The sequence below is a fragment of the Pseudocnuella soli genome, assembly GCF_004347775.1.
Classification (GTDB): Bacteria; Bacteroidota; Bacteroidia; order Chitinophagales; family Chitinophagaceae; genus Flavisolibacter; species Flavisolibacter aquaticus.
Genome location: NZ_CP037755.1, coordinates 238,899 through 258,507 on the forward strand (window position 1 = coordinate 238,899; position 19,609 = coordinate 258,507).

Below are 19,609 nucleotides of genomic sequence, written 5' to 3' on the forward strand. Positions count from 1 at the left end.
ATATAATGAGGTTTTCCAAAATACGAAGCTTTTCGCAAATGTTAAAATAGGCGGTTCGGGATGTGTGGGAATGCGGCCGGATGAAGGGTGAGAAAAGGGCGGTGGAAAGGAAAAAATATTGGAAGCGCATGCTTGCTGCTCCGCCTTTGGCTCAGTTCGGTCTTTGTGTTTGTCATCCTGAGCGCCGCGAAGGATCTGAACCAGATAACTCAGGGTATTGGATAAAAAGTAGCGACCGCATGATAGCAGGTGGCGGTTTGCACAAATCCCAGATCCTTCGCTGCGCTCAGGATGACAAAGCAGAGTGTACTCACAAAAACACGTGGCTTAAAAAGCAGCAGGCTTCCCCGGTAGGAGAAGCCTGCAACAATTGAAAATTATATTTTTAAAACCTATCCGGCAATCTGCGAACGCACTGCTTCAATTACATCGGCCAGTTGCGCCACGTTTTGCCCGCCGGCTGTTGCCAGGCTTTTTTGCCCGCCACCACCGCCTTTAATGAGCGGCGCCACCGTTTGCTTGATCAGGGCACCGGCATCCAGGTTTTTAGCCGCTACCTGTGCCTCATCCAGCAAAATAACCACTTGCGCTTTGCCGGCTATGTCAGCGGCAAGCACCACCAGCAGGTTGGGCACCGCAGCTTTCAGTTCAAAAGCCAGCTTTTTCAGCGCATCGGCCGAACCCACCGATACCACGGCACCAATAAACTGGGCATCGCCCATCGGCTGCGCCTGGCTTTTCAGTTCATTGCGCAATTGCATCAACTGCGCATTTTCAGCTAACTCAATTTTCTTTTTCAGCACCGCCGATTCTTCTTTCAGCGAGGCTATGGATTTTAAAATGTCTTTTGGATTGTTCAGGGCTTCTTTTGCGGCAGCCAACTGCACCAACTGCTCGTTGATAAAGTTTTCGGCAGCAGCGCCACACAAGGCTTCTATCCGGCGTACACCTGCAGCCACGGCCGCTTCCGAAGTAATTTTGAAAAAGCCCAGCTCGCCGGTGGCGCCCACATGCGTACCGCCGCACAATTCCACCGAATATTCCGGGTCCATCGTTACCACCCGAACGGTGTCGCCATACTTTTCGCCAAAAAGCGCCATGGCGCCCAGTTTCAGGGCTTCATCCTTGGGCATTTGCCGGATGGCGACAGGAATGTTTTCGCGGATCTTTTCATTTACCAACACCTCTACCTGCGCTGCCTCTTCAGCCGTCATTTTACTAAAATGCGAAAAGTCGAACCGCAGGTAATCGGCTGCTACCAGGGAGCCTTTTTGCGCCACATGGCTGCCCAGCACTTTGCGCAACGCCGCATGCAGCAGGTGTGTAGCGCTGTGGTGCAATGCCGTAGCCTTGCGTTTGGCCACATCCACTTCGGCACGTACCTCGCCGCCGGCAAACCCTTCGGGAATGCGGTCCACGAAATGCACAATCAGGTCGCCTTCGCGTTTGGTATCAATAACCTTTAACTCCTGGCTGCCGGCAACCAGTTTGCCCGTATCGCCCACCTGTCCGCCACTTTCGGCATAAAACGGTGTGCGGTCGAGCACCACCTGGAAAGCCTCTTTGCCCTTTGCTTTTACCTTGCGGTAACGCAGCACATTAGCCGATGCTTCCAGCAAATTATAACCGACAAATTCGGGCAGACCGCCCTCCTGCAGCACTACCCAATCACCAGCATCGGTGGCCGAGGCTGCGCGGCTGCGGTCTTTTTGCTGCTGCATTTCCCGCTCAAAACCGGGCTCGTCCACCGTCAGGCCCCGCTCGGAGGCAATGAGCCGGGTAAGATCAACAGGGAAGCCGTAAGTATCGTAGAGTTCAAAAGTTTCTTTACCGCCAACCAAGCCGCCGCTAATGGCAATGATGTCTTCGATGCGGCGCAAGCCTTTTTCCAAAGTGCGGAGAAAAGCTTCTTCTTCCTCGCGGATCACCCGGGCCACAAAAGCTTCCTGCTGGGCCAGTTCGGGAAACACATCTTTTAGCTGTGCTGCCAATACCGGCACCAACTGGTGCAACAAGGGCTGCTGGTAGTTGAGATAAGAATAGTAATAACGCACCGCCCGGCGCAGAATGCGGCGAATAACATAGCCGGCGCCGGTGTTGGCGGGCAACTGGCCGTCCGCAATGGTAAACGAGATGGCGCGGATATGATCGGCATTAACGCGGATGGCAATATCGGCCTTGCTTTGCGAGCCGGTGTAGGGTGTGCCGGTGGTTTTCGAAATGCTATCGATCAGGCCACTGAACACATCAGTATCGTAGTTCGAGGCCTTGCCCTGCAGCACCCGCACCAGCCGTTCGAAACCCATGCCGGTGTCCACGTGTTTTTGCGGCAGCGGCTGCAGCGATCCGTCTTTGAGGCGGTTAAACTGGATAAATACGTTGTTCCAGATCTCGATCACTTCGGGGTGGTCGTTGTTCACCAGCGTTTTACCATCTACGCTCAGGCGCTCCACGTTGGGGCGGGTGTCCACATGTATTTCGGTGCAGGGTCCGCAAGGGCCGGTGTCGCCCATTTCCCAGAAATTATCTTTTTTATTGCCCAGCAAAATGCGGTCTTCGGCAATCCATTTTTTCCACGATGTATAAGCCTCCTCATCACGGGGCAGGCCTTCTTTTTCATCGCCTTCAAAAATGGTTACATACAAGCGGTCCACCGGAATTTTGAGCACAGAAGTAAGCAGTTCCCAACTCCAGGCAATGGCTTCTTCTTTAAAATAATCGCCGAAGCTCCAGTTGCCCAGCATTTCAAACATGGTGTGGTGGTAATGGTCCACGCCCACTTCTTCCAGGTCGTTGTGTTTGCCGCTAACCCGTAGGCATTTTTGCGTATCGGCTATCCGGGCCGATGGCGCCGGTTTGTTGCCCAGGAAATAATCCTTGAATTGGTTCATACCGGCGTTGGTAAACATCAGCGTCGGGTCGTTTTTTACCACAATGGGCGCCGAAGGCACGATCTGGTGCTGCTTGGAACGAAAGAACTGGAGAAAGGCGGCACGGATATCGGCTGCCGAAAGATTACTGCCTTCCAGGTTGCTGCTGGAAATATCGTTTTGGGTCATAACGCTAATTTTGTGTGCGCCGCCACTGGTGCGGGTTGTTGCATTTTGGGGCGGTATCCACCCCTATATTTGTCCATTCCCGCCACAGCGGGGCAGCAAAGGTAACGACTGGGGAATTTTGGATGTACGATTTACGAATTACGAATGCATACCACCGGGAGAAAACCATCGTTAATCGTAGATCGTAGATCGTCAATCCATTTACGCCGATGAAGAAAATCAAGTATTACTACAACACCCATACGCTGCGCTACGAAAAGCTGATCACGCCCCTGCGGGTAAAACTGCTGCGGATCTTTGGCTTCCTGGCCGCCGCACTGGTTACGGCGGTGATCGTTTCTTATTTCGCTTTCCAGTTTGTGGGCTCGCCCAGCGAAAAACTGCTGCGGGCCGAAAACGAACGCCTGAAAATAAGCTACCAGGATCTGCGGCGCACTGTAAACGGGCTGCAGCAGCAAATGGTGGAACTGGAGCGACGCGACAACAGCGTGTACCGCTCCATTTTTGAAGCCGAACCCATACCCGACAGTGCCCGCGCCGAAGCTTTGGAAAAACAAAAGCAGGTAGCGATGGTCGAAAGCATGCAGGAAATGGAACTGGTGCGCTCCATCCGTAAAGACCTGCAGGTGCTGAGCAACCGGATTCTGGCGCAGGATAAATCGTACAAGGAGCTGGACAACCTGTTGTTGAACAAAGAAAAACTGATTGCCGCCACTCCGGCCATCCAGCCCGTGAGCAACCAGGACCTGAACCGAATTGCATCGGGCTTTGGTTTCCGCATTGATCCGATTTACAAAACCATAAAAATGCACGCCGGACTCGATTTTTCGGCGCCGCAGGGCACGCCTATTTATGCCACGGCCAATGGGCGGGTGAAAATTGCCGGCTTTTCGGATGGCGGCTATGGCAACCACGTGGTGATCAACCACGGCTATGGCTACGAAACGCTGTATGGCCATATGGTGCGCATCAAAGCACGGGCGGGCCAGCAGGTTAAGCGCGGCGAACTGATTGGTTACGTGGGTTCCACAGGCAAAAGCACCGGCCCGCACCTGCATTACGAGGTGCATAAAAACGGCAACAAGCTGGACCCGGTTTACTTTTTTTACAACGACCTGGGCCCCGAGCAATTCAACGAGTTGCTGAAACGGGCAAAGGCATCGAACCAGAGTTTTGATTAACGGCGCTTTTTACCACTGCCATTCTACAGAGATTTATTTTCCATGAGCCAACCCAGCAAGAACAACCGCGTTTTTATCCTGCTCCTGTACGCCGCGTTTATTGTGTATAAGGGCATTGATGCAGTGAAAGCCTATCGGCAAAATGATGATTTCCGGCTATACTGGTCGGTGGCGCTGGTGGCCATACTTACCGTGCTGTTTGTGGTGCTGTTGCTGCGCTATAAAAAGCAATCCGACGCGAACCGCAACCCGTTTCAATAAAACCAAAGCCCTTTTGGTGCATTAATTGCATTTGTGCCCGCATGAAAAAGGCACTACTACTCACCGGAATTGTTTTTACCCTGATGAGCTGCGGCGACAGCAGCAACGGCACTACCAGCACCGATACTTTGGGCACCAGCCCCGGCGCTATTGATGAAGAAACCCAGCATCCCAGCGGTGTTTCCAATCAGAACGTGATCAGCACCGACACATCGGCCATGAACGTGGAAAAAATGAGCGACACCACGGGGAATCAGTAGTTTGTTGTTTGTAGTTTTTAGTTTGTCGTTGGTAAAATCGACTTTGAACTGGAGACTCATAACTGATTACTTTTGCCTCCATGGCCGGCCCGCTTTCGCAAATTTTATTCGACTTTTCCGACGAGGAGCCACAGCAGCCCAAAGAGTTTCTTTCGGGCAAGCCTCTGCCTGCGCCAGAGCCGCCTAAAAGAACCCGCGGCCGCAAGCCGCTAAAGCCTACCGAAGCTGGCCCCGACAAAGTGCTGGTGCCGGAAGACGCCATTTTGTTTCAGAAACAATATTGGGGCATTTCGGAAGTGGCGGCCATGTTTGGCGTGCCCATTTCGCAGATCCGTTATTGGGAAAATGAGTTTCCGCAACTCAAGCCGCGCAAAAACGGCAAGGGCGACCGCCTATTCCGCCCCGAAGATGTAAAAACGCTTGTGTTGATTCACGACCTTATCCGCCGCCGCAAATACACGCTGGAAGGGGCCCGCGAATACCTGAAGCGCGGCGCCCAAGCTGAAGAACAGTTTCACATGATACAATCGCTGCAAAAGCTGCGGCAGTTTTTGCTGGAGGTAAAGGCGCATTTGTGATTTCGGATTTCGTGAAACGTCAAACGTGAATGGGCAATGGTGAATGGTGAATGAGTGGCGCTAAATCTCAAACGATCCTGCAATCAATTACTGACAGTCGAATAAAGAATCAGCCGGTATAAATCAGCAATCGAAATTGATTGCAATCCAATTTCACCTTTCACGTTTGCCGTTTCACGAAACACTATTCACCACTCACCATTGCCCATTCACCTTCTTTAACTTCCCATTGTCTACCAAAATGCTCAACTGTTTTATATTTGAGTCATGCGCACTTCTGTAAAACACCTGCTGGCTACTGCTTTGGTCCTTTGCTCTACCACCCTTTTTGCCCAATCCGAAATTGGCCGCAGCACGGAAGGCCAGAAAATCATCAAAGGTTTTTTAACCCCCGAAGTACTGACCAGCGATACGGCATTCAACTGGTTTGCCGCCAACCAAAAAGGCTACACGCCACAGTCGGCAGCGTTGAAGGCGCTTACGACGCAGAAAGACTCTGTGCATTTCCTTGTATTTGCCGGTACCTGGTGCCACGATACGCAGTTTATTTTACCTAAATTCTTCGCCTTCGCCAACGCCGCCGGTGTGCAAAAAGATCATATCACCACGGTTGGCGTAGATGAGGCCAAAAAAAGCCAATACAACCTTACTACCATTTTCAATGTAGACCTGGTGCCCACGATTATTGTGTTGAAAGGTGGTAAGGAAATGGGCCGCGTGGTGGAATATGGCCGCTATGGCATGTTTGATAAAGAAATTGGCGAGATACTGGCCGGAAAGCTTTAAGGAGTTGCGCCAAATAGTTTTACCGCACCGCCGCAGATGGCCAGCCAGCCCTTTCCGCTCCAACGGATGGGTGCACAATCTTGTAAAATTGAGGGCAATGGCTGCGTAGCTTGCATCAGCGTAGCCAAGTTGTAGGTGTGCAAGGCGCCTTCCGAAATGCCCAGTACCGCACTATCGGTTACCTGCAGGTGGCGCCAGCCGGCCACGGGTATTTTCCGCTTGAACGATCCAAAATAGTCAAAGGCAAACAGGCCCTGCGCTGAATCGGCGAGGTACACCCAGCCGTTGTGGTCGATGATCTGCTGCGGCTGCACGCCGCCGGCAAACACCTGCCGCAGGTCGGGGGTTTCCAGCAAAACCTTCCCCGCGTCATCCAGCTTTTTCAGCTGGTTGGTAACGCCGTCAAACACCCACATTTTATTGTCGAAACTCATGGCAGCAGCCAGCGGCTGCGTAATGCCCTGGCGGCGCAGGTCCAATGTAGCCTGCACGGCAAGCAGGCGGTCGAGCAGCACCACCTGGCCATAATCGCGGTAAAAAAGCAGCGGCCGCAGCGGGTTTGACACATCAAGGGTTTGCAATTTGCCGTTGCGCCGCACACTGTTGTACACCGAAATAGAATCGCCTTCGGGACCGTATTTTTTTACCTGCCCATTTTCCGATACCAGGTACAAATTGCCCAGGTTATCCAATGTGGCATCGGCCACTGGTGCGGGGTAGCTGCGCAACAGGCGCAGCCCGCTGCCGCTTTGCGCAGCAGCCGCCAGCAGCGCCAGCAGCAGGCAAACGGTAAAAATAGCCCTTACCAATTGCGTATTATTTTATGTTCCATACCGGTATAAGATTGAACCGACACCTCCACTCCATCAAAAGTAGCGTAGGTGAAGTAACGAATCCAGTCGCCGAGGTTGATGTATCGGCTTGTATCATTCAGACGAAAATCGATGGGCAGGTGTCTATGCCCGAACACAAAAAAGTCGAAGTTTTTTCTTGAAGCTATCAACTCTTTGCAATAAGTAATCAGCCATTCCCGCTCCTCGCCCAGCCACACTTCTTCTTTACCGCCGCCTTTTGCGCGGCTTTTGCGGCTAAAATAATCGGCTACGCCGATGCCAATGGCCGGCGGAATCATGCCGAACAGTGTTTGGCAAACAGGGTTGCGAAACACTTTTTTCAACGCCTTGTATCCTCCGTCGCCGGGGCCCAGACCATCGCCATGCCCGATCCAGAACTTTTTACCACCCAGCTCAAAAGCCCTGGGTTCAAAATAAACGGGGATGTTCAGCTCCTGTTGCAGGTAATTGTTCATCCACATATCGTGGTTGCCCACAAAAAAATGAATGGGAATGCCGCTGTCGGTAAGCTGCGCCAGTTTGCCCAAAATACGTGTGTAGCCGCGGGGCACCACCTTGGTGTATTCGTACCAAAAATCAAACATATCGCCTACGATAAAAATGGCGGCGGCAGTGGGTTCAATTTCGTTCAGGAAACGCACCAGCAGCTTTTCGCGTTGCAGGCTTTGTTCGGCGTTGGGTGCGCCCAGGTGAAAATCGGATAAGAAGTATATTTTTTTGCCGGGAGAAATATGCATGCTCATGTACCAAAGGCCGAAAATAGGCAGGAATGTTTATTTACCCGAAAAGCCGGGCTGCCTGCAGCCTTACTTATGGTGTTTACAAAAATGGCCTGTTCCCCTATTTAAGTAAGCAGGAAACAGGCCATCAATATTTGAATAGGTTACAGTCCTTCGTCGTCGATCAAAAAGCAATACACTTCCTTCGGGCCGTGCACACCCACCACCAGCGTTTTTTCAATATCCGCCGTGCGGCTGGGGCCGGTAGCCAGTGTAATGAGCGAAGGCAGGTTTTGGCCGTATTTACCCTGCGTTACATCCAGCGCATCGCTTATTTCGTACACCATTTGCGAGGTGCGGGCAGCACACACATGCACGGGTGCATACACGCTGGCCACACGCCCCGCTGCCGAACTAAGCAGCATGCTGCCGGTGCGGGCCACCAGGCGTTCGCAGCTGGTGAGCGATACATCGCAGCTAGCCACATCGGGGTGCCACTGCATGGCTGGGAACAGGGCCATTAAAGCGGGCTCGGCACAATACACCTTTTCCCACTTGTTGGCGGCACACAACTGCACAAAGCTGCTGGCAAACTCGGCATCGCTGAGGCAAAAGCTAAACTTGCCGCCCAGGCCGGTAAACTGCTCCGCAAAAAGCACGGTTGGGTCTTCGGGCGGTGAGTGAAACAGGGGTTTATCTACCTGCTCTTTAAAAGGCAAAGGCGTTGGTTTTGCCAACGCCGCCTTTATTTTATCCAAAATGTTCTTTCTAGCTGAAGTCTCCTTCATATTCCGGAACGGATTACTGGTTCAACACATTAGGGTTGTAGGGCGGAACGCCTTCCGAAATGCCACCGTCGGGGTGCTTTTCGCCGGGCTCCACATCCAACAGGTGCTTGTCCTGGAAAGGACGCGGCCCGATGAGGGCTTCCACATCGCTTTGGAACAGCACTTCTTTATCCAGCAGGGCTTCGGCAAGCTTTTCTACGTCGGATTTTTTGCTTTGCAGCAACTGCTTGGTGCGTTCGTAAGCACTGTCAATTACGGCCCGAACTTCCTCGTCAATCAGCTTCGAAGTTTCTTCGGAATAAGGCTTGGTGAACGATTGGTCCTGCTGTGGATCGTAAAAGGAAATATTGCCCACTTTATCGCTCATGCCGTACACCGTTACCATGGCGTAGCCGATGCGGGTAATCTGCTGCAGGTCGTTTTGTGCACCGGTAGAAATTTTACCAAAGAAAATCTCCTCCGATGCGCGGCCACCCAGCGTCATGCAGATCTGGTCCATCAATTGGTCGGTATTGTACAGGTACTGCTCTTTAGGCGTGTACTGCGCATAACCGAGGGCTGCGGTGCCGCGGGGCACAATGGTTACTTTCAGCAGCGGGTAAGCATGCTCGAGGTACCAGCCGCAAATGGCGTGGCCAGCCTCGTGGTAAGCAATGATCTTTTTCTCGTCGGGCGAAATGATCTTGTTCTTTTTCTCCAAACCACCAATCACCCGGTCCACTGCGTCCTGGAAGTCTTCCATGTCCACGCCCTGCTTGTTTTTACGGGCAGCAATCAGGGCCGCTTCGTTACAAACGTTGGCAATGTCCGCACCGGCAAAGCCCGGTGTTTGTTCGGCAATTTTATGGATGTTGAGGGTTTCCGAAACTTTAATGCCTTTGAGGTGCACTTTAAAGATTGCTTCGCGACCTTTCAGATCGGGTTTGTCGATGGTGATCTGGCGGTCGAAACGGCCGGGGCGTAGCAGGGCCGCATCCAGTACATCGGGGCGGTTGGTGGCTGCCAGCACAATAATGCCGCTTTCACCGCTAAAGCCGTCCATTTCTACCAGCAACTGGTTGAGGGTGCTTTCCCGCTCGTCGTTGCTCATCATCATGTTTTTACCACGGGCACGGCCAATGGCGTCGATCTCGTCGATAAAAATGATACAGGGCGATTTTTCGCGGGCCTGCTTAAACAGGTCGCGAACCCGGCTGGCACCTACACCCACAAACATTTCCACGAAATCGGAACCCGACATGGAAAAGAAAGGTACCTGCGCTTCGCCGGCCATAGCTTTGGCCAACAGGGTTTTACCGGTTCCCGGAGGACCTACCAGCAGTGCACCTTTTGGAATTTTACCGCCCAGCGCCGTATATTTTTTGGGATTTCTTAGAAAGTCAACGATCTCCATTACTTCCACCTTGGCTTCGTCCAGGCCGGCAACATCAGAGAAGGTGATGTTTACACGGGTGCCTTTATCGAAGAGGGTGGCTTTTGATTTACCAATATTGAAAATGCCGCCCGGGCCGCCGCCGGCACCGGCGCCACCGCCCATTTTCCGCATCAGCAAAATCCAGATGGCAATAAAAATGAGGATGGGTAAAAGGGTAGTAATAATGGGGCTAAACCAGTCGCGTTCCATTTCTACGCTTTCCTTGCTTTGCACCGTTGGGTTGTCGGTGTAAAACTTGCGCATATCGTCTTTGAACGAATCGCCGGAAACGATCTTGAAAAAGTAATGCGGGCCGGCTTCGTTGGTGGCTGCGGTTTTGCCCAGCTTGTTGGCATATTTAGGCAGCGCCTCTTTATCGAGGGTTACCCGAACGAGGCTGCGATTGGGCACAATTACGTATTTGTCCACCTCGCCCTGGCGCAACATGCTTTCAAATTCATCGCGGCTCAGTTCTTTTGCCGGAGTGGAAAAGGGGCCAAATACCTGAAAGCCGATCAGTATGGCAAAGATGATGGCGTATACCCAGTAAATGCTAAAACGCGGCCCGCGACGAGGGTTGTTGTCTTCGTCGGACGACCGGTTGGAGAATTTAGGTAAACGGGGCTTGTTGTTGTCTTTATATGGTTCCTGTGACATTTTCCTTTCTTAAAAATGATGGCGAAAACGCAAATGTAAGCGAAACAGGAGGAGGCCTCCCGTACAATTAACAATTGCGGCTACTCCTGGTTGTGCTCCTGTGCAGCGGCATCGCTCCACATTTCTTCCAGTTTATAAAACTTACGGGTTTCGGGAAGCATGATGTGCACCACCACATCCACATAGTCGAGCAGCACCCACTGCATGTTCTGGCGGCCCTCCTGATGGTAGGGGCTGTCGCCGCATTTTGCTTTTACCTCTTCCTCCACATGATCGGCAATGGCCCGTACCTGCGGCGCACTTGTAGCTTCGCAAATAATAAAGAAGTCGGCAACGGCTTCGTTTATTTTGCGCAGGTCAAGCGATACCACATGCTCGCCTTTTTTATCGCTGATGGCTTTGAGAATGGTTTTGAGGATTTTCGAGTTACGGGTCAACCGGGTAACGGTGCTGCGTTTGCGGTTGGCTAAAACATCTAATGGTTCCAAATAATCAATAAGTTTTAGTAAAAAAATGGGTGTTGCACAGGTTAAGGTAAGCCCGGTTTTTGGCGTGTTGTTTACTTTTGCCCAAATTTAGCGCAATTGTCCACCATCGCAAAACCCATCGGCTCGCCTTTTATAGAACTCAATTCGGTTGAAAGTACCAACAACTATGCCATGGCCCTGGTGCATGACCGGGTGGCACAGCATGGTACCTGTGTGTTTGCACACGAGCAAACCAAGGGTAAAGGCCAGCGCCAGAAAACCTGGAATTCGGCGCCCGGCGAGAACATCCTGATGAGCATTATCGTATCGCCATACGAGCTGGCGCCGTCGCAGCAGTTTAGCCTGAGCATGGCAGTTATCCTGGGCGTTTACCAATTCTTTAACCATTATGCCCTTTCCGAGGTCAGCATCAAGTGGCCCAACGACCTGTATTGGCGTGACAGAAAGGCAGGCGGCATCCTCATTGAAAACAGCATGCAGGGCACTGCCTGGCAATGGTCGGTAATTGGCATTGGCCTCAACATCAACCAAACCGATTTTAAAAAGCTCAATAAAAAAGCTGTTTCCTTAAAACAGATCACCGGCAAAACCTTTGACCCTGTGGCTATGGCGCAGGAACTAGTTGGCTACGTGCAACGCTCTATGGAACTGCTGGTGCGCAACGAGCAGGAAGTACGCCAGCAATACCGAGCGGCGCTGTACAAACTCAACCAGCCCGTGCATTTCCGGCAGGGCAGCCGCAGCTTTACCGGCACCGTTGCCGACGTAACGCCTACCGGCGAACTGGTGGTACAATCGCCGCTGGACGAACGCTTTGGCATTGGCGAACTGGAATGGGTGCTGGAGTAATAGGTTTTTACTTAAAATCCACCCTGCTGGATGTGCCGGTAATGCCACCGTCTTTGTTGGTATGCAAAAGGGTTAACCCCGGCCGCAGGCCCACTTCCAGCCGTCCTAAGTCAGTCCAGCCGAAAGCCGTGGCGCCGTTGCGGGTGGCTGCTGCCAGCCAAACCTCCAGTGGTACTTCGGGAAAATGATCGGCCAGCGTTTTTATTTCGGCAGCAATACTCAGTTGCCAGTTGCTGCTGTAGCTGTCGGTGCCCAGCAGCAGGCCCGCGCCTTTTTCCAAAAACATAGTTGCCGGCGGCAGGCTGTCTTCAATATAGCGGTTGGCATTGGGGCATAAACAAAAATGAACCTGCAGCCCATGCTGGGCGGCATGCACCTGCGCAAAGGCAACATCTTCGGGACTTGTAAAAGTATTGTGCACCAAAATGATGGTTTGCCCTTCGGTAAAATGGGGCAGCCAAGTTTGCAAACTGCTCCGCCCCGATGGACCGAGCGGCGCTGTGCCGGTGAGTGCATACAACTGGTCAAATTCGCTTTTGCCCGTTACAAACAGCGCATCTTCTGCCGGGGTTTCTTGGTTGTGCACCGAGATAATATTACCCGCGGTAGCTTTGTTGATGGCGTCAAACGTGGCAGCGGTTACGCTATACGGCGCATGTGGCGTAAGGGTGCTGCTGGTAAGGCCTGCGGCCAAATGCGCATCCAGCACTTGCTGGTTGTGCGCCATGCGGGGCGCAAGGGTTTCATCGGTAAAATTGAGCACCTCCACCAGGTTGTGCCAGCGCGGGCCCGAAGCGAGTTTTGTTTCAATGGCGTCGGCTGTGTTACAGATATCACCAATGGCTACAATGCCGGCGGCTTTCATTTCGGCGGCAGCATTTGCAATCTGCTCCCTCTTCAACTGCTCGTCCCAAGGCTCTTTCCGTTTCCCCACCACCGAAAGCAGGAACTTAGCCAGGCCGCCACCGGGCGGGATGATGCCCTTAAAATGGCTTAGTTCCAGGTGGCAATGTGCATTGATGAGGCCCGGAAGCAAAATGCCCTGCAGGTGCTTAACCTCGCCACCAGCATCGGCTGCTGGTACCAGCGCTTCAATGGCTCCGGCGCCATCTACAACCACCACCGTGTCCTTTTCCAAAAACCTACTACCGTCGAAAACAAGGTCTGCACTGAACTTTTGCCGCTCCATGCGGGCTAAAATACGTCCTTAACGTTTGCATTGGCCGCGGGTACTTAATTTTGCCCTCCAATTTTCATCATGCTCGACAAATTAGAATCGATAAAGGCCCGCTTTGACGACCTGGGCGTGGCCCTGACCAACCCCGAGATCATTGCCGACAATAAACAGTTTGGCGCCCTCAGCAAAGAATACCGCAGCCTCGAAAAAATTGTAACCGCATATAACGATTACCGCAAGGTGCTTGATGATGTTGCTTTTTACCGCGAGGCACTCAACGGCAACGACGAAGAGCTACGCGAACTGGCCAAGCTGGAGCTGCCCGAAACAGAGGAGAAGCAGGAAAAAATGGAAGCGTCCATCCGGCAGATGTTGATTCCAAAAGATCCACAGGATGAAAAGAATGCGATTTTGGAAATCCGTGCAGGTACCGGTGGCGACGAAGCTTCGCTTTTTGCCGGCGACCTGGTGCGGATGTACCTGCGCTATTGCGAACGCCGCGGCTGGAAAACAGCCCTGCTGAGCGAAAACGAAGGCGCCGTGGGCGGATACAAGGAAGTGCAAATTGAAGTAACCGGCGATGATGTGTACGGCACACTGAAGTTTGAAAGCGGTGTGCACCGCGTACAACGTGTACCCGACACCGAAGCCAGCGGCCGGGTGCACACCAGTGCCGCAACCGTGGCCGTGATGCCCGAAGCCGAAGAAGTGGATTTTGAATTAAAGGAGAGCGATGTAAAAATGGAAACCTCCCGCAGTGGCGGCGCCGGTGGCCAGAACGTAAACAAGGTGGAAACAAAGGTGATGCTGACCCACATACCAACGGGTGAAGTGGTGATCTGCCAAACGGAACGCACCCAGCTGGGCAACCGCGAAAAAGCGATGCAAATGCTGCGTACCCGCCTGTACGAAGCACAGGTGCGCAAGCAGGAAGAGGAAATTGCCCGCCACCGCAAAAGCCTGGTGAGCACCGGCGACCGCAGTGCCAAAATCCGCACCTACAATTTTCCGCAGGGCCGTATTACCGACCACCGCATTGGTATGACGTTGTATAACCTGCAGGATGTGCTGGACGGAAACATCCAAGAACTAATCGAAGCCCTTCAATTTGCCGAAAATGCTGAGAAAATGACCACCCAACAATAAGGGCTGGTGTTTCGACTTATTTAAAAGTAAATTGTTGGTATAGGAAAGCGGAAATAATGCGTTTGGTTATTTTATGACTGATAAAGCCATCTGGAAAACGGTTTTTGAAATTGGCACCATTTTTTCTAATTAATCAGCAGTTCTTACAACAGTATCGATCTTTTCAAATTTTGGAAGTTTAGATGTCGTTAACCACACCTTCCAATTTTTGGCAGCATATTTGCCATTAAGAAATTGTTCTTCTTAATAGCAGTCAATTTTCTCATAAGCAGTTAGTTTTGGTTGCGACCCCTGTTTCCACAGGGGTTTATTTTTTTATATACCGCCACCAAACAAACGCCGCCATAATGCCTACTGCATCAGCCACTATATCAAACAAATCCATACTGCGGTTGCCAACAAACCGGTCCTGTACCAACTCCACCAGGCAGCCATATAAAAAGGCTGCAAATGCCAGCGCCAAAATTTGCTTTCTTGTAGTAATGTTCAATGCAATAATCCACAACGCACAAAGCAGGAAAAAAATCCCCATATGTACCCATTTGTCCACCTGAAGTTTGCCCATCCACCCGGCCGCCGGCAACTTATTGCCTGGCAAAAAAAACAGCACGGCTGTAATAAGGGTAAACAAAATAGCTGCGGGTAATGCAAACCTTTTTATCTGATCCACATCGATTGTTTTTGGGTCAATAAAAAAGGCCTTCCGAAGAAGGCCAATAGTGTATTTTGAAACGCTTGCTTATCCAACCAGGGAGCCGTAAGCTGCGGCATCCATCAGGCTGTCTACATCAGCAGGATCTTTTAGTTTAACGCGTACCATCCAGCCTTCGCCATAAGGATCGTTGTTCACCAATTCGGGATTGTTGTTGAGGCTGGGGTTTACGCTGGCAATGGTTCCGGAAACGGGCAAATATAGGTCACTCACGGTTTTTACCGCTTCTACGGTACCAAACACGCTGCCGGCTTCCAGCTCCTGGCCAACGGTTTCAATTTCTACATAAACGATATCGCCCAGTTCGCCTTGTGCGAAAGAAGTGATGCCGATCACGGCTTCGTCACCTTCCAGTCGTACCCATTCGTGCTCCTTGGTATAGCGCAGGTTATCCGGAAAATTCATAGCTAAGTTTTAGGGGTGCAATATAGAGAGAAGTCGGGAAAGACGGAAAAGACAGTAGAGACGGAAAAGACGGAAGTCCGAGGCCGGAAGACGGAAGACAGGAAAACGCATTTACTATCAACTACCAACTGTCAACTACCAACTTTTTCCATCATCCACCATCCATCATCTCCTCCTCACCAGCCTTGCCTTTACAATCCGCACATCCTGCTCGGGGCGGTTGCCCAATGTAGCTGATACCGGTGCAGAGGCAATGGCATCTACCACTTCCTGGCCTTTTACCACGTAGCCAAACACCGTATACTGGTTATCGAGCTGCACAGTGCCGCCGGTGGTTTTGTACACTTGCCGGTGCGCATCGGGCACTTTTGTCTTAATGCGGATGGTTTCCAATGAATCAATCTGCGCATCCGTCCAGGTACGGCCGTGCACAATATAAAACTGCGCTGCACTGCTCCTGCGTTCGGGGTTTACATCATCGCCCATGCGGGCTGCGGCCAGTGCGCCTTTATGGTGAAACAGATCGCTGCGGATTTCGGCAGGCACCGTATAACCCGGTCCGCCCGAGCCCAATGCCTTTCCTGCAGCTGCAGTTTTTGATGTTGGGTCGCCGGCCTGGATCATAAAATTTTTCATGACGCGGTGAAATAAAATGCTGTCGTAATAACCCGTTTTTACCAGGCGCAAAAAATTATCGCGGTGCAGCGGCGTGGCATCGTGCAGGCGCAGCCGGATGGTGCCTGCAGTGGTTACCAGTTCCACATCCCGCTTACGATCGCGTTTGCGTAGCCGGATGTTATCCTGTGCATCGGCCGCTATAAGTAGAATTAAAAAAGAAGCAAGGAAAATGCACCGCAACAGTGCAGGCAGGCGTAGGCACAACATTAAAAATCCTGGTTTTGGAAATACAGCAAAATATGGTCTTTTAAAAATGCTTCCTGTTCAAACGGCGCCAGCTCGGGCATTGGTTTCAGTTGCTTGAAATGCGGCCAGCCATCGGCATCCACACGGTCCAGTTCGTAGTATCCGCTGGGCGACAGCACGGTGCAAATGGCCACATGCATCAGGTCCTGCTTTTGTTCTTTTGAAAATTTTTTCCGTATATCGCCCAGCTCCTGCACGCCAATCAGGAACAAAACACTTTCCACATCGGGCTTTTTGCCGAAGCGCTCCATCATTTTTTGCTCCAGTGCAAACCAGCGCACCTGCAGATCGTCTCCAAAATTCATATTTGCAAAACAACTCCCTTTTATGACATGGACAAAAGATGATTTTACCATCACTACCAGCAAAGACCTGATCGATGTGCCGTATGTGCACCGCTTTTTAAGCCGGTCGTACTGGGCGCAGGATATACCGGCGGAGGTGGTGGCTCGTTCCATTGAAGGCTCTTTGTGCTTCTCGGTGCTGCGGCAAAATAACCAGGTGGGCTTTGCACGGGTCATTACCGATGGGGCCACGTTTGCTTACCTCGCCGATGTGTTTATTGACGAAGCTTTCAGGGGATTGGGGCTGAGCAAATGGCTGATGGAAACAATCGTTGCCTACCCATCGCTTACAGGGCTGCGCAGGTTTTTGCTGGTAACCCGCGATGCGCATGGATTGTATGAGCAATTTGGATTTACCCCCATTGCCCACCCCGAAAATTTTATGTCCATTCACCGCCCCGGATTGTACAGCGCCGGTGCGGGCAGCAATTCCTGAAAATCATGTGGCTGCTATAACCAGCGGTTTATCTTTGCAGCCTTTACAACAAATTAACCGATATATGCTGCAGGTAGCTTACATCAAACAGAACACGGAAGAAGTAAAGCGCAAACTGGCAAAAAAACATTTTGCCGAAACAGGCCTGGTGGACCTTATTGTAGCCAAAGATGAAGAACGCAAATCGCTTACGTTCCGGTTTGATGAAACAAAGGCAAAGATCAATGCAGCATCCAAGGAAATTGGTGGCCTGATGGCCAAAGGCCAAAAGGAAGAAGCCGAAAGCCGCAAGCGGGAAGTGGAAGCACTAAAAGCCGAACTGCAACCCGTGCAGCAACAATTGGATGAAGCCGAAAAAGCCGTGCACGACCTGCTGATTAAACTGCCCAACCTGCCGGCCGATGCGGTGCCCGAAGGCCGCACTCCTGCCGATAACGAGGTGGTGCGCACCGGCGGCTCCAAGCCCGAGTTGCCTGCAGGCGCTGTGCCACATTGGGATCTGGCCAAAAAGTACGATCTCATTGATTTTGAGCTGGGCAACAAAATAACCGGCAGTGGTTTCCCGGTGTATAAAAATAGGGGTGCCCGCCTGCAGCGAGCCCTGATCCAATACTTTTTGGATTACAACACCGCCGCCGGCTACACCGAGTTTATGCCGCCGCTGATGGTCAACGAAGCATCGGCGTACGGCACCGGCCAGCTGCCCGATAAAGAAGGACAGATGTACCACGCCACTGCCGACAACCTGTACCTGATTCCTACCGCCGAAGTGCCGGTAACCAATATTTACCGAGATACAATTTTAAAAGAAAGCGAACTGCCCATTAAAATGACGGCTTATACGCCTTGCTTTCGCCGCGAGGCAGGCTCGTATGGCAAGGATGTTCGCGGACTGAACCGCCTGCACCAGTTTGATAAAGTGGAAATTGTGCAACTGGTAGCCGCAGAACGCAGCTACGAAGTGCTGGAAGAAATGGTGGTGCATGTGGAAAAGCTGGTGCAATCGCTGGGGCTACCTTACCGCATTCTTCGGTTGTGCGGCGGCGATATGGGCTTTGCATCGGCGCTTACTTACGACTTTGAAGTGTACAGCGCTGCACAGGAAAAATGGCTGGAAGTAAGTTCGGTTTCCAACTTTGAATCGTTCCAGGCTAACCGAATGAAAATTCGCTACAAGAACAACGAGGGTAAAACCCAATTGGCACATTCGCTCAACGGTTCTTCGCTGGCACTGCCCCGCATCCTGGCCTGCCTGCTCGAAAATAATCAGACCGAAAACGGCATCCTGCTGCCACCGGCTTTGCAGCCGTATTTTGGCGGAGAAATGATTTAAGCAGTAGACAGTTGGTAGTTGATGGTTGGTAGTAAAACGCCACTGTCAACTATCAACTGTCAACTACCAACTTTCCCTTTTTATGAACGCCACCTACTACTGCAACGGCATTGAATACCCGGCTGCCATCAGGCTGGACAAAAAGCGTTTGTCCATTGCCGTGAGAAGCGACAACAACAGCAACGAAGTATTTTGGCAATACGATAAAATAAAGCCCGGCACGGCACCGCGCAGCTTTATTTACGACGACTATCCGCCACAAACATTGGAGGTGTTGCAATCATCGCTGTCGGCCGATTTATCGGCAATGATCACCGCACAAAAAAAGGGTGCGGGCCGCAGGCGCCTGGCGCCCTTTATCCGCGTGGCTGCAGCGGTCGTTTTGTTCCTGGTGTTCATGTTTGTGGCAGTGCTGCCCTGGCTTGCCGGCTTGTTGGCCAACCGCTTTCCACCCAGCTACGAGCAGCAATTGGGCGACCAGTTGTTTGCCCAAATGAAAACCGGGTTTGCTATTGATGCACCGGCCACCCGGGAGATCAACCGGTTTTACAATGCATTGCAAATTCCATCGCCCTATCCCATCCGCATTACGGTGGTAAAAGATGATGTTGCCAATGCTTTTGCGCTGCCTGGTGGCCATATTGTGGTGTACAGCAAACTGCTCAATGGCATTGGCAGCTACGAAGAACTGGCTGCGCTGCTTACCCACGAGGCGGTGCATATTACCCACCGGCATACGGTGCGAACGCTGTTCAGGCAAATGAGCAGTGCCGTTTTTTTATCGCTGCTGGTAGGCGATGCCGGTGCTATAACGGGCATTATTTTAAACAACGCCAACGAACTAAAAAACCTCTCCTATAGCCGGAGTCTGGAAACCGAAGCCGATACCGAAGGTGCCCAGCTGCTGGCGCAACGAGGCATTAGCTGCAATGGTTTTGTGCGCCTGTTTCAACTGCTGGGACAGCAAAGCAGCGGCCCCGAACCATCGGAGTGGTTGAGCAGCCACCCCGATCTTAAAAAGCGCATCCGGCAGGTAGCGGAAAACAAGGCTTGCGCAAATGCCGAGGCCAAAACCAATGAACAACTGCGTCACATTTTTTTACAAATAAAAACCGCGGAATAACGAACCCGCTGCACAGCGGTGAAGGCATTCTACAAACAAAACAAACTGCATCGTAACTCCGACCTTCTTTTCGTTAACGCTTCCTTCTGAAAAACTGCTGTTAATACAAATGATG

21 protein-coding genes are annotated in these 19,609 nt (G+C 51.8%); 10 read left to right on the forward strand and 11 right to left on the reverse strand.

The features are described 5' to 3' along the window. Positions 1–392: 392 nt before the first annotated feature. Complete coding sequence (alaS, locus tag EPD17_RS00940) at positions 393–3,059, reverse strand: alanine--tRNA ligase (protein WP_132050997.1); 2,667 nt, start codon at positions 3,057–3,059, stop codon at positions 393–395. Positions 3,060–3,268: 209 nt separating this feature from the next. Between alaS and EPD17_RS00945 the strand changes: the two genes are divergently transcribed. The 5 genes from EPD17_RS00945 to EPD17_RS00965 all read left to right on the forward strand — a co-directional run bounded on the left by EPD17_RS00945 (position 3,269) and on the right by EPD17_RS00965 (position 6,125). Further along, a complete protein-coding gene (locus tag EPD17_RS00945) occupies positions 3,269–4,240 on the forward strand; it encodes a M23 family metallopeptidase (RefSeq protein WP_132050999.1) in 972 nt (323 codons plus the stop codon). A gap of 42 nt (positions 4,241–4,282) precedes the next feature. Further along, positions 4,283–4,501 (forward strand): hypothetical protein, encoded by a 219-nt coding sequence (locus tag EPD17_RS00950; protein ID WP_132051001.1) that lies wholly within the window; start codon positions 4,283–4,285, stop codon positions 4,499–4,501. A 41-nt stretch (positions 4,502–4,542) separates the two neighbouring features. Beyond that, entirely contained in the window at positions 4,543–4,761 is a 219-nt protein-coding gene (locus tag EPD17_RS00955) for a hypothetical protein (protein ID WP_132051003.1), read from the forward strand. An 80-nt stretch (positions 4,762–4,841) separates the two neighbouring features. Further along, positions 4,842–5,339, forward strand: coding sequence for a MerR family transcriptional regulator (locus EPD17_RS00960; RefSeq protein WP_132051005.1), 498 nt, complete (start codon positions 4,842–4,844; stop codon positions 5,337–5,339). Positions 5,340–5,606: 267 nt separating this feature from the next. Then, complete coding sequence (locus EPD17_RS00965) at positions 5,607–6,125, forward strand: thioredoxin family protein (RefSeq protein WP_132051007.1); 519 nt, start codon at positions 5,607–5,609, stop codon at positions 6,123–6,125. Here the strand turns inward: EPD17_RS00965 and EPD17_RS00970 are convergent. The 5 genes from EPD17_RS00970 to rsfS form a co-directional block, all read right to left on the reverse strand. Beyond that, positions 6,122–6,934 (reverse strand): hypothetical protein, encoded by an 813-nt coding sequence (locus tag EPD17_RS00970; protein ID WP_132051009.1) that lies wholly within the window; start codon positions 6,932–6,934, stop codon positions 6,122–6,124. The genes EPD17_RS00965 and EPD17_RS00970 overlap by 4 nt on opposite strands. After that, positions 6,928–7,722: a UDP-2,3-diacylglucosamine diphosphatase gene (locus EPD17_RS00975; protein ID WP_240040698.1), complete on the reverse strand. Its 795-nt coding sequence runs from the start codon at positions 7,720–7,722 to the stop codon at positions 6,928–6,930. The genes EPD17_RS00970 and EPD17_RS00975 overlap by 7 nt, the downstream gene beginning before the upstream one ends. Before the next feature lie 140 nt (positions 7,723–7,862). Continuing rightward, positions 7,863–8,486 (reverse strand): LutC/YkgG family protein, encoded by a 624-nt coding sequence (locus EPD17_RS00980; protein WP_132051011.1) that lies wholly within the window; start codon positions 8,484–8,486, stop codon positions 7,863–7,865. A gap of 13 nt (positions 8,487–8,499) precedes the next feature. Further along, on the reverse strand, positions 8,500–10,557 hold the full coding sequence (gene ftsH / locus EPD17_RS00985; RefSeq protein ID WP_132051013.1) for an ATP-dependent zinc metalloprotease FtsH: 2,058 nt from the start codon (positions 10,555–10,557) through the stop codon (positions 8,500–8,502). 80 nt (positions 10,558–10,637) lie between these two features. Further along, positions 10,638–11,045 carry a ribosome silencing factor gene (gene rsfS / locus EPD17_RS00990; RefSeq protein WP_114235639.1) on the reverse strand — a complete coding sequence of 136 codons (408 nt, stop codon included), beginning with the start codon at positions 11,043–11,045 and terminating at the stop codon, positions 10,638–10,640. A 96-nt stretch (positions 11,046–11,141) separates the two neighbouring features. On the opposite strand from rsfS, the gene EPD17_RS00995 reads away from it, so the two are divergent. After that, complete coding sequence (locus EPD17_RS00995; protein WP_114235638.1) at positions 11,142–11,894, forward strand: biotin--[acetyl-CoA-carboxylase] ligase; 753 nt, start codon at positions 11,142–11,144, stop codon at positions 11,892–11,894. A gap of 7 nt (positions 11,895–11,901) precedes the next feature. Here the strand turns inward: EPD17_RS00995 and EPD17_RS01000 are convergent, their stop codons facing one another. Further along, positions 11,902–13,083: an amidohydrolase family protein gene (locus EPD17_RS01000; RefSeq protein ID WP_132051015.1), complete on the reverse strand. Its 1,182-nt coding sequence runs from the start codon at positions 13,081–13,083 to the stop codon at positions 11,902–11,904. A 69-nt stretch (positions 13,084–13,152) separates the two neighbouring features. On the opposite strand from EPD17_RS01000, the gene prfA reads away from it, so the two are divergent. After that, on the forward strand, positions 13,153–14,217 hold the full coding sequence (prfA, locus tag EPD17_RS01005; RefSeq protein ID WP_114235636.1) for a peptide chain release factor 1: 1,065 nt from the start codon (positions 13,153–13,155) through the stop codon (positions 14,215–14,217). A 307-nt stretch (positions 14,218–14,524) separates the two neighbouring features. Here prfA and EPD17_RS01010 read toward each other — a convergent pair whose 3' ends face one another. From EPD17_RS01010 to EPD17_RS01025, 4 genes are all read right to left on the reverse strand, one after another. Beyond that, positions 14,525–14,887, reverse strand: coding sequence for a VanZ family protein (locus EPD17_RS01010; RefSeq protein ID WP_240040699.1), 363 nt, complete (start codon positions 14,885–14,887; stop codon positions 14,525–14,527). Positions 14,888–14,956: 69 nt separating this feature from the next. Further along, positions 14,957–15,334, reverse strand: a complete 378-nt coding sequence (gene gcvH / locus EPD17_RS01015) for a glycine cleavage system protein GcvH (protein WP_114235634.1) — start codon at positions 15,332–15,334, stop codon at positions 14,957–14,959. A 165-nt stretch (positions 15,335–15,499) separates the two neighbouring features. Then, positions 15,500–16,219 (reverse strand): peptidylprolyl isomerase, encoded by a 720-nt coding sequence (locus EPD17_RS01020; protein WP_132051019.1) that lies wholly within the window; start codon positions 16,217–16,219, stop codon positions 15,500–15,502. Continuing rightward, positions 16,219–16,563 carry a hypothetical protein gene (locus tag EPD17_RS01025; RefSeq protein ID WP_114235632.1) on the reverse strand — a complete coding sequence of 115 codons (345 nt, stop codon included), beginning with the start codon at positions 16,561–16,563 and terminating at the stop codon, positions 16,219–16,221. Before EPD17_RS01025 ends, EPD17_RS01020 begins: the two co-directional genes overlap by 1 nt. 22 nt (positions 16,564–16,585) lie before the next feature. On the opposite strand from EPD17_RS01025, the gene EPD17_RS01030 reads away from it, so the two are divergent. The 3 genes from EPD17_RS01030 to EPD17_RS01040 all read left to right on the forward strand — a co-directional run bounded on the left by EPD17_RS01030 (position 16,586) and on the right by EPD17_RS01040 (position 19,494). Further along, on the forward strand, positions 16,586–17,038 hold the full coding sequence (locus tag EPD17_RS01030; RefSeq protein WP_132051021.1) for a GNAT family N-acetyltransferase: 453 nt from the start codon (positions 16,586–16,588) through the stop codon (positions 17,036–17,038). Positions 17,039–17,102: 64 nt separating this feature from the next. Continuing rightward, positions 17,103–18,371, forward strand: a complete 1,269-nt coding sequence (gene serS, locus EPD17_RS01035) for a serine--tRNA ligase (protein WP_132051023.1) — start codon at positions 17,103–17,105, stop codon at positions 18,369–18,371. Between the two features lie 82 nt (positions 18,372–18,453). Continuing rightward, complete coding sequence (locus EPD17_RS01040; RefSeq protein ID WP_132051025.1) at positions 18,454–19,494, forward strand: M48 family metallopeptidase; 1,041 nt, start codon at positions 18,454–18,456, stop codon at positions 19,492–19,494. Positions 19,495–19,609: the final 115 nt, after the last annotated feature.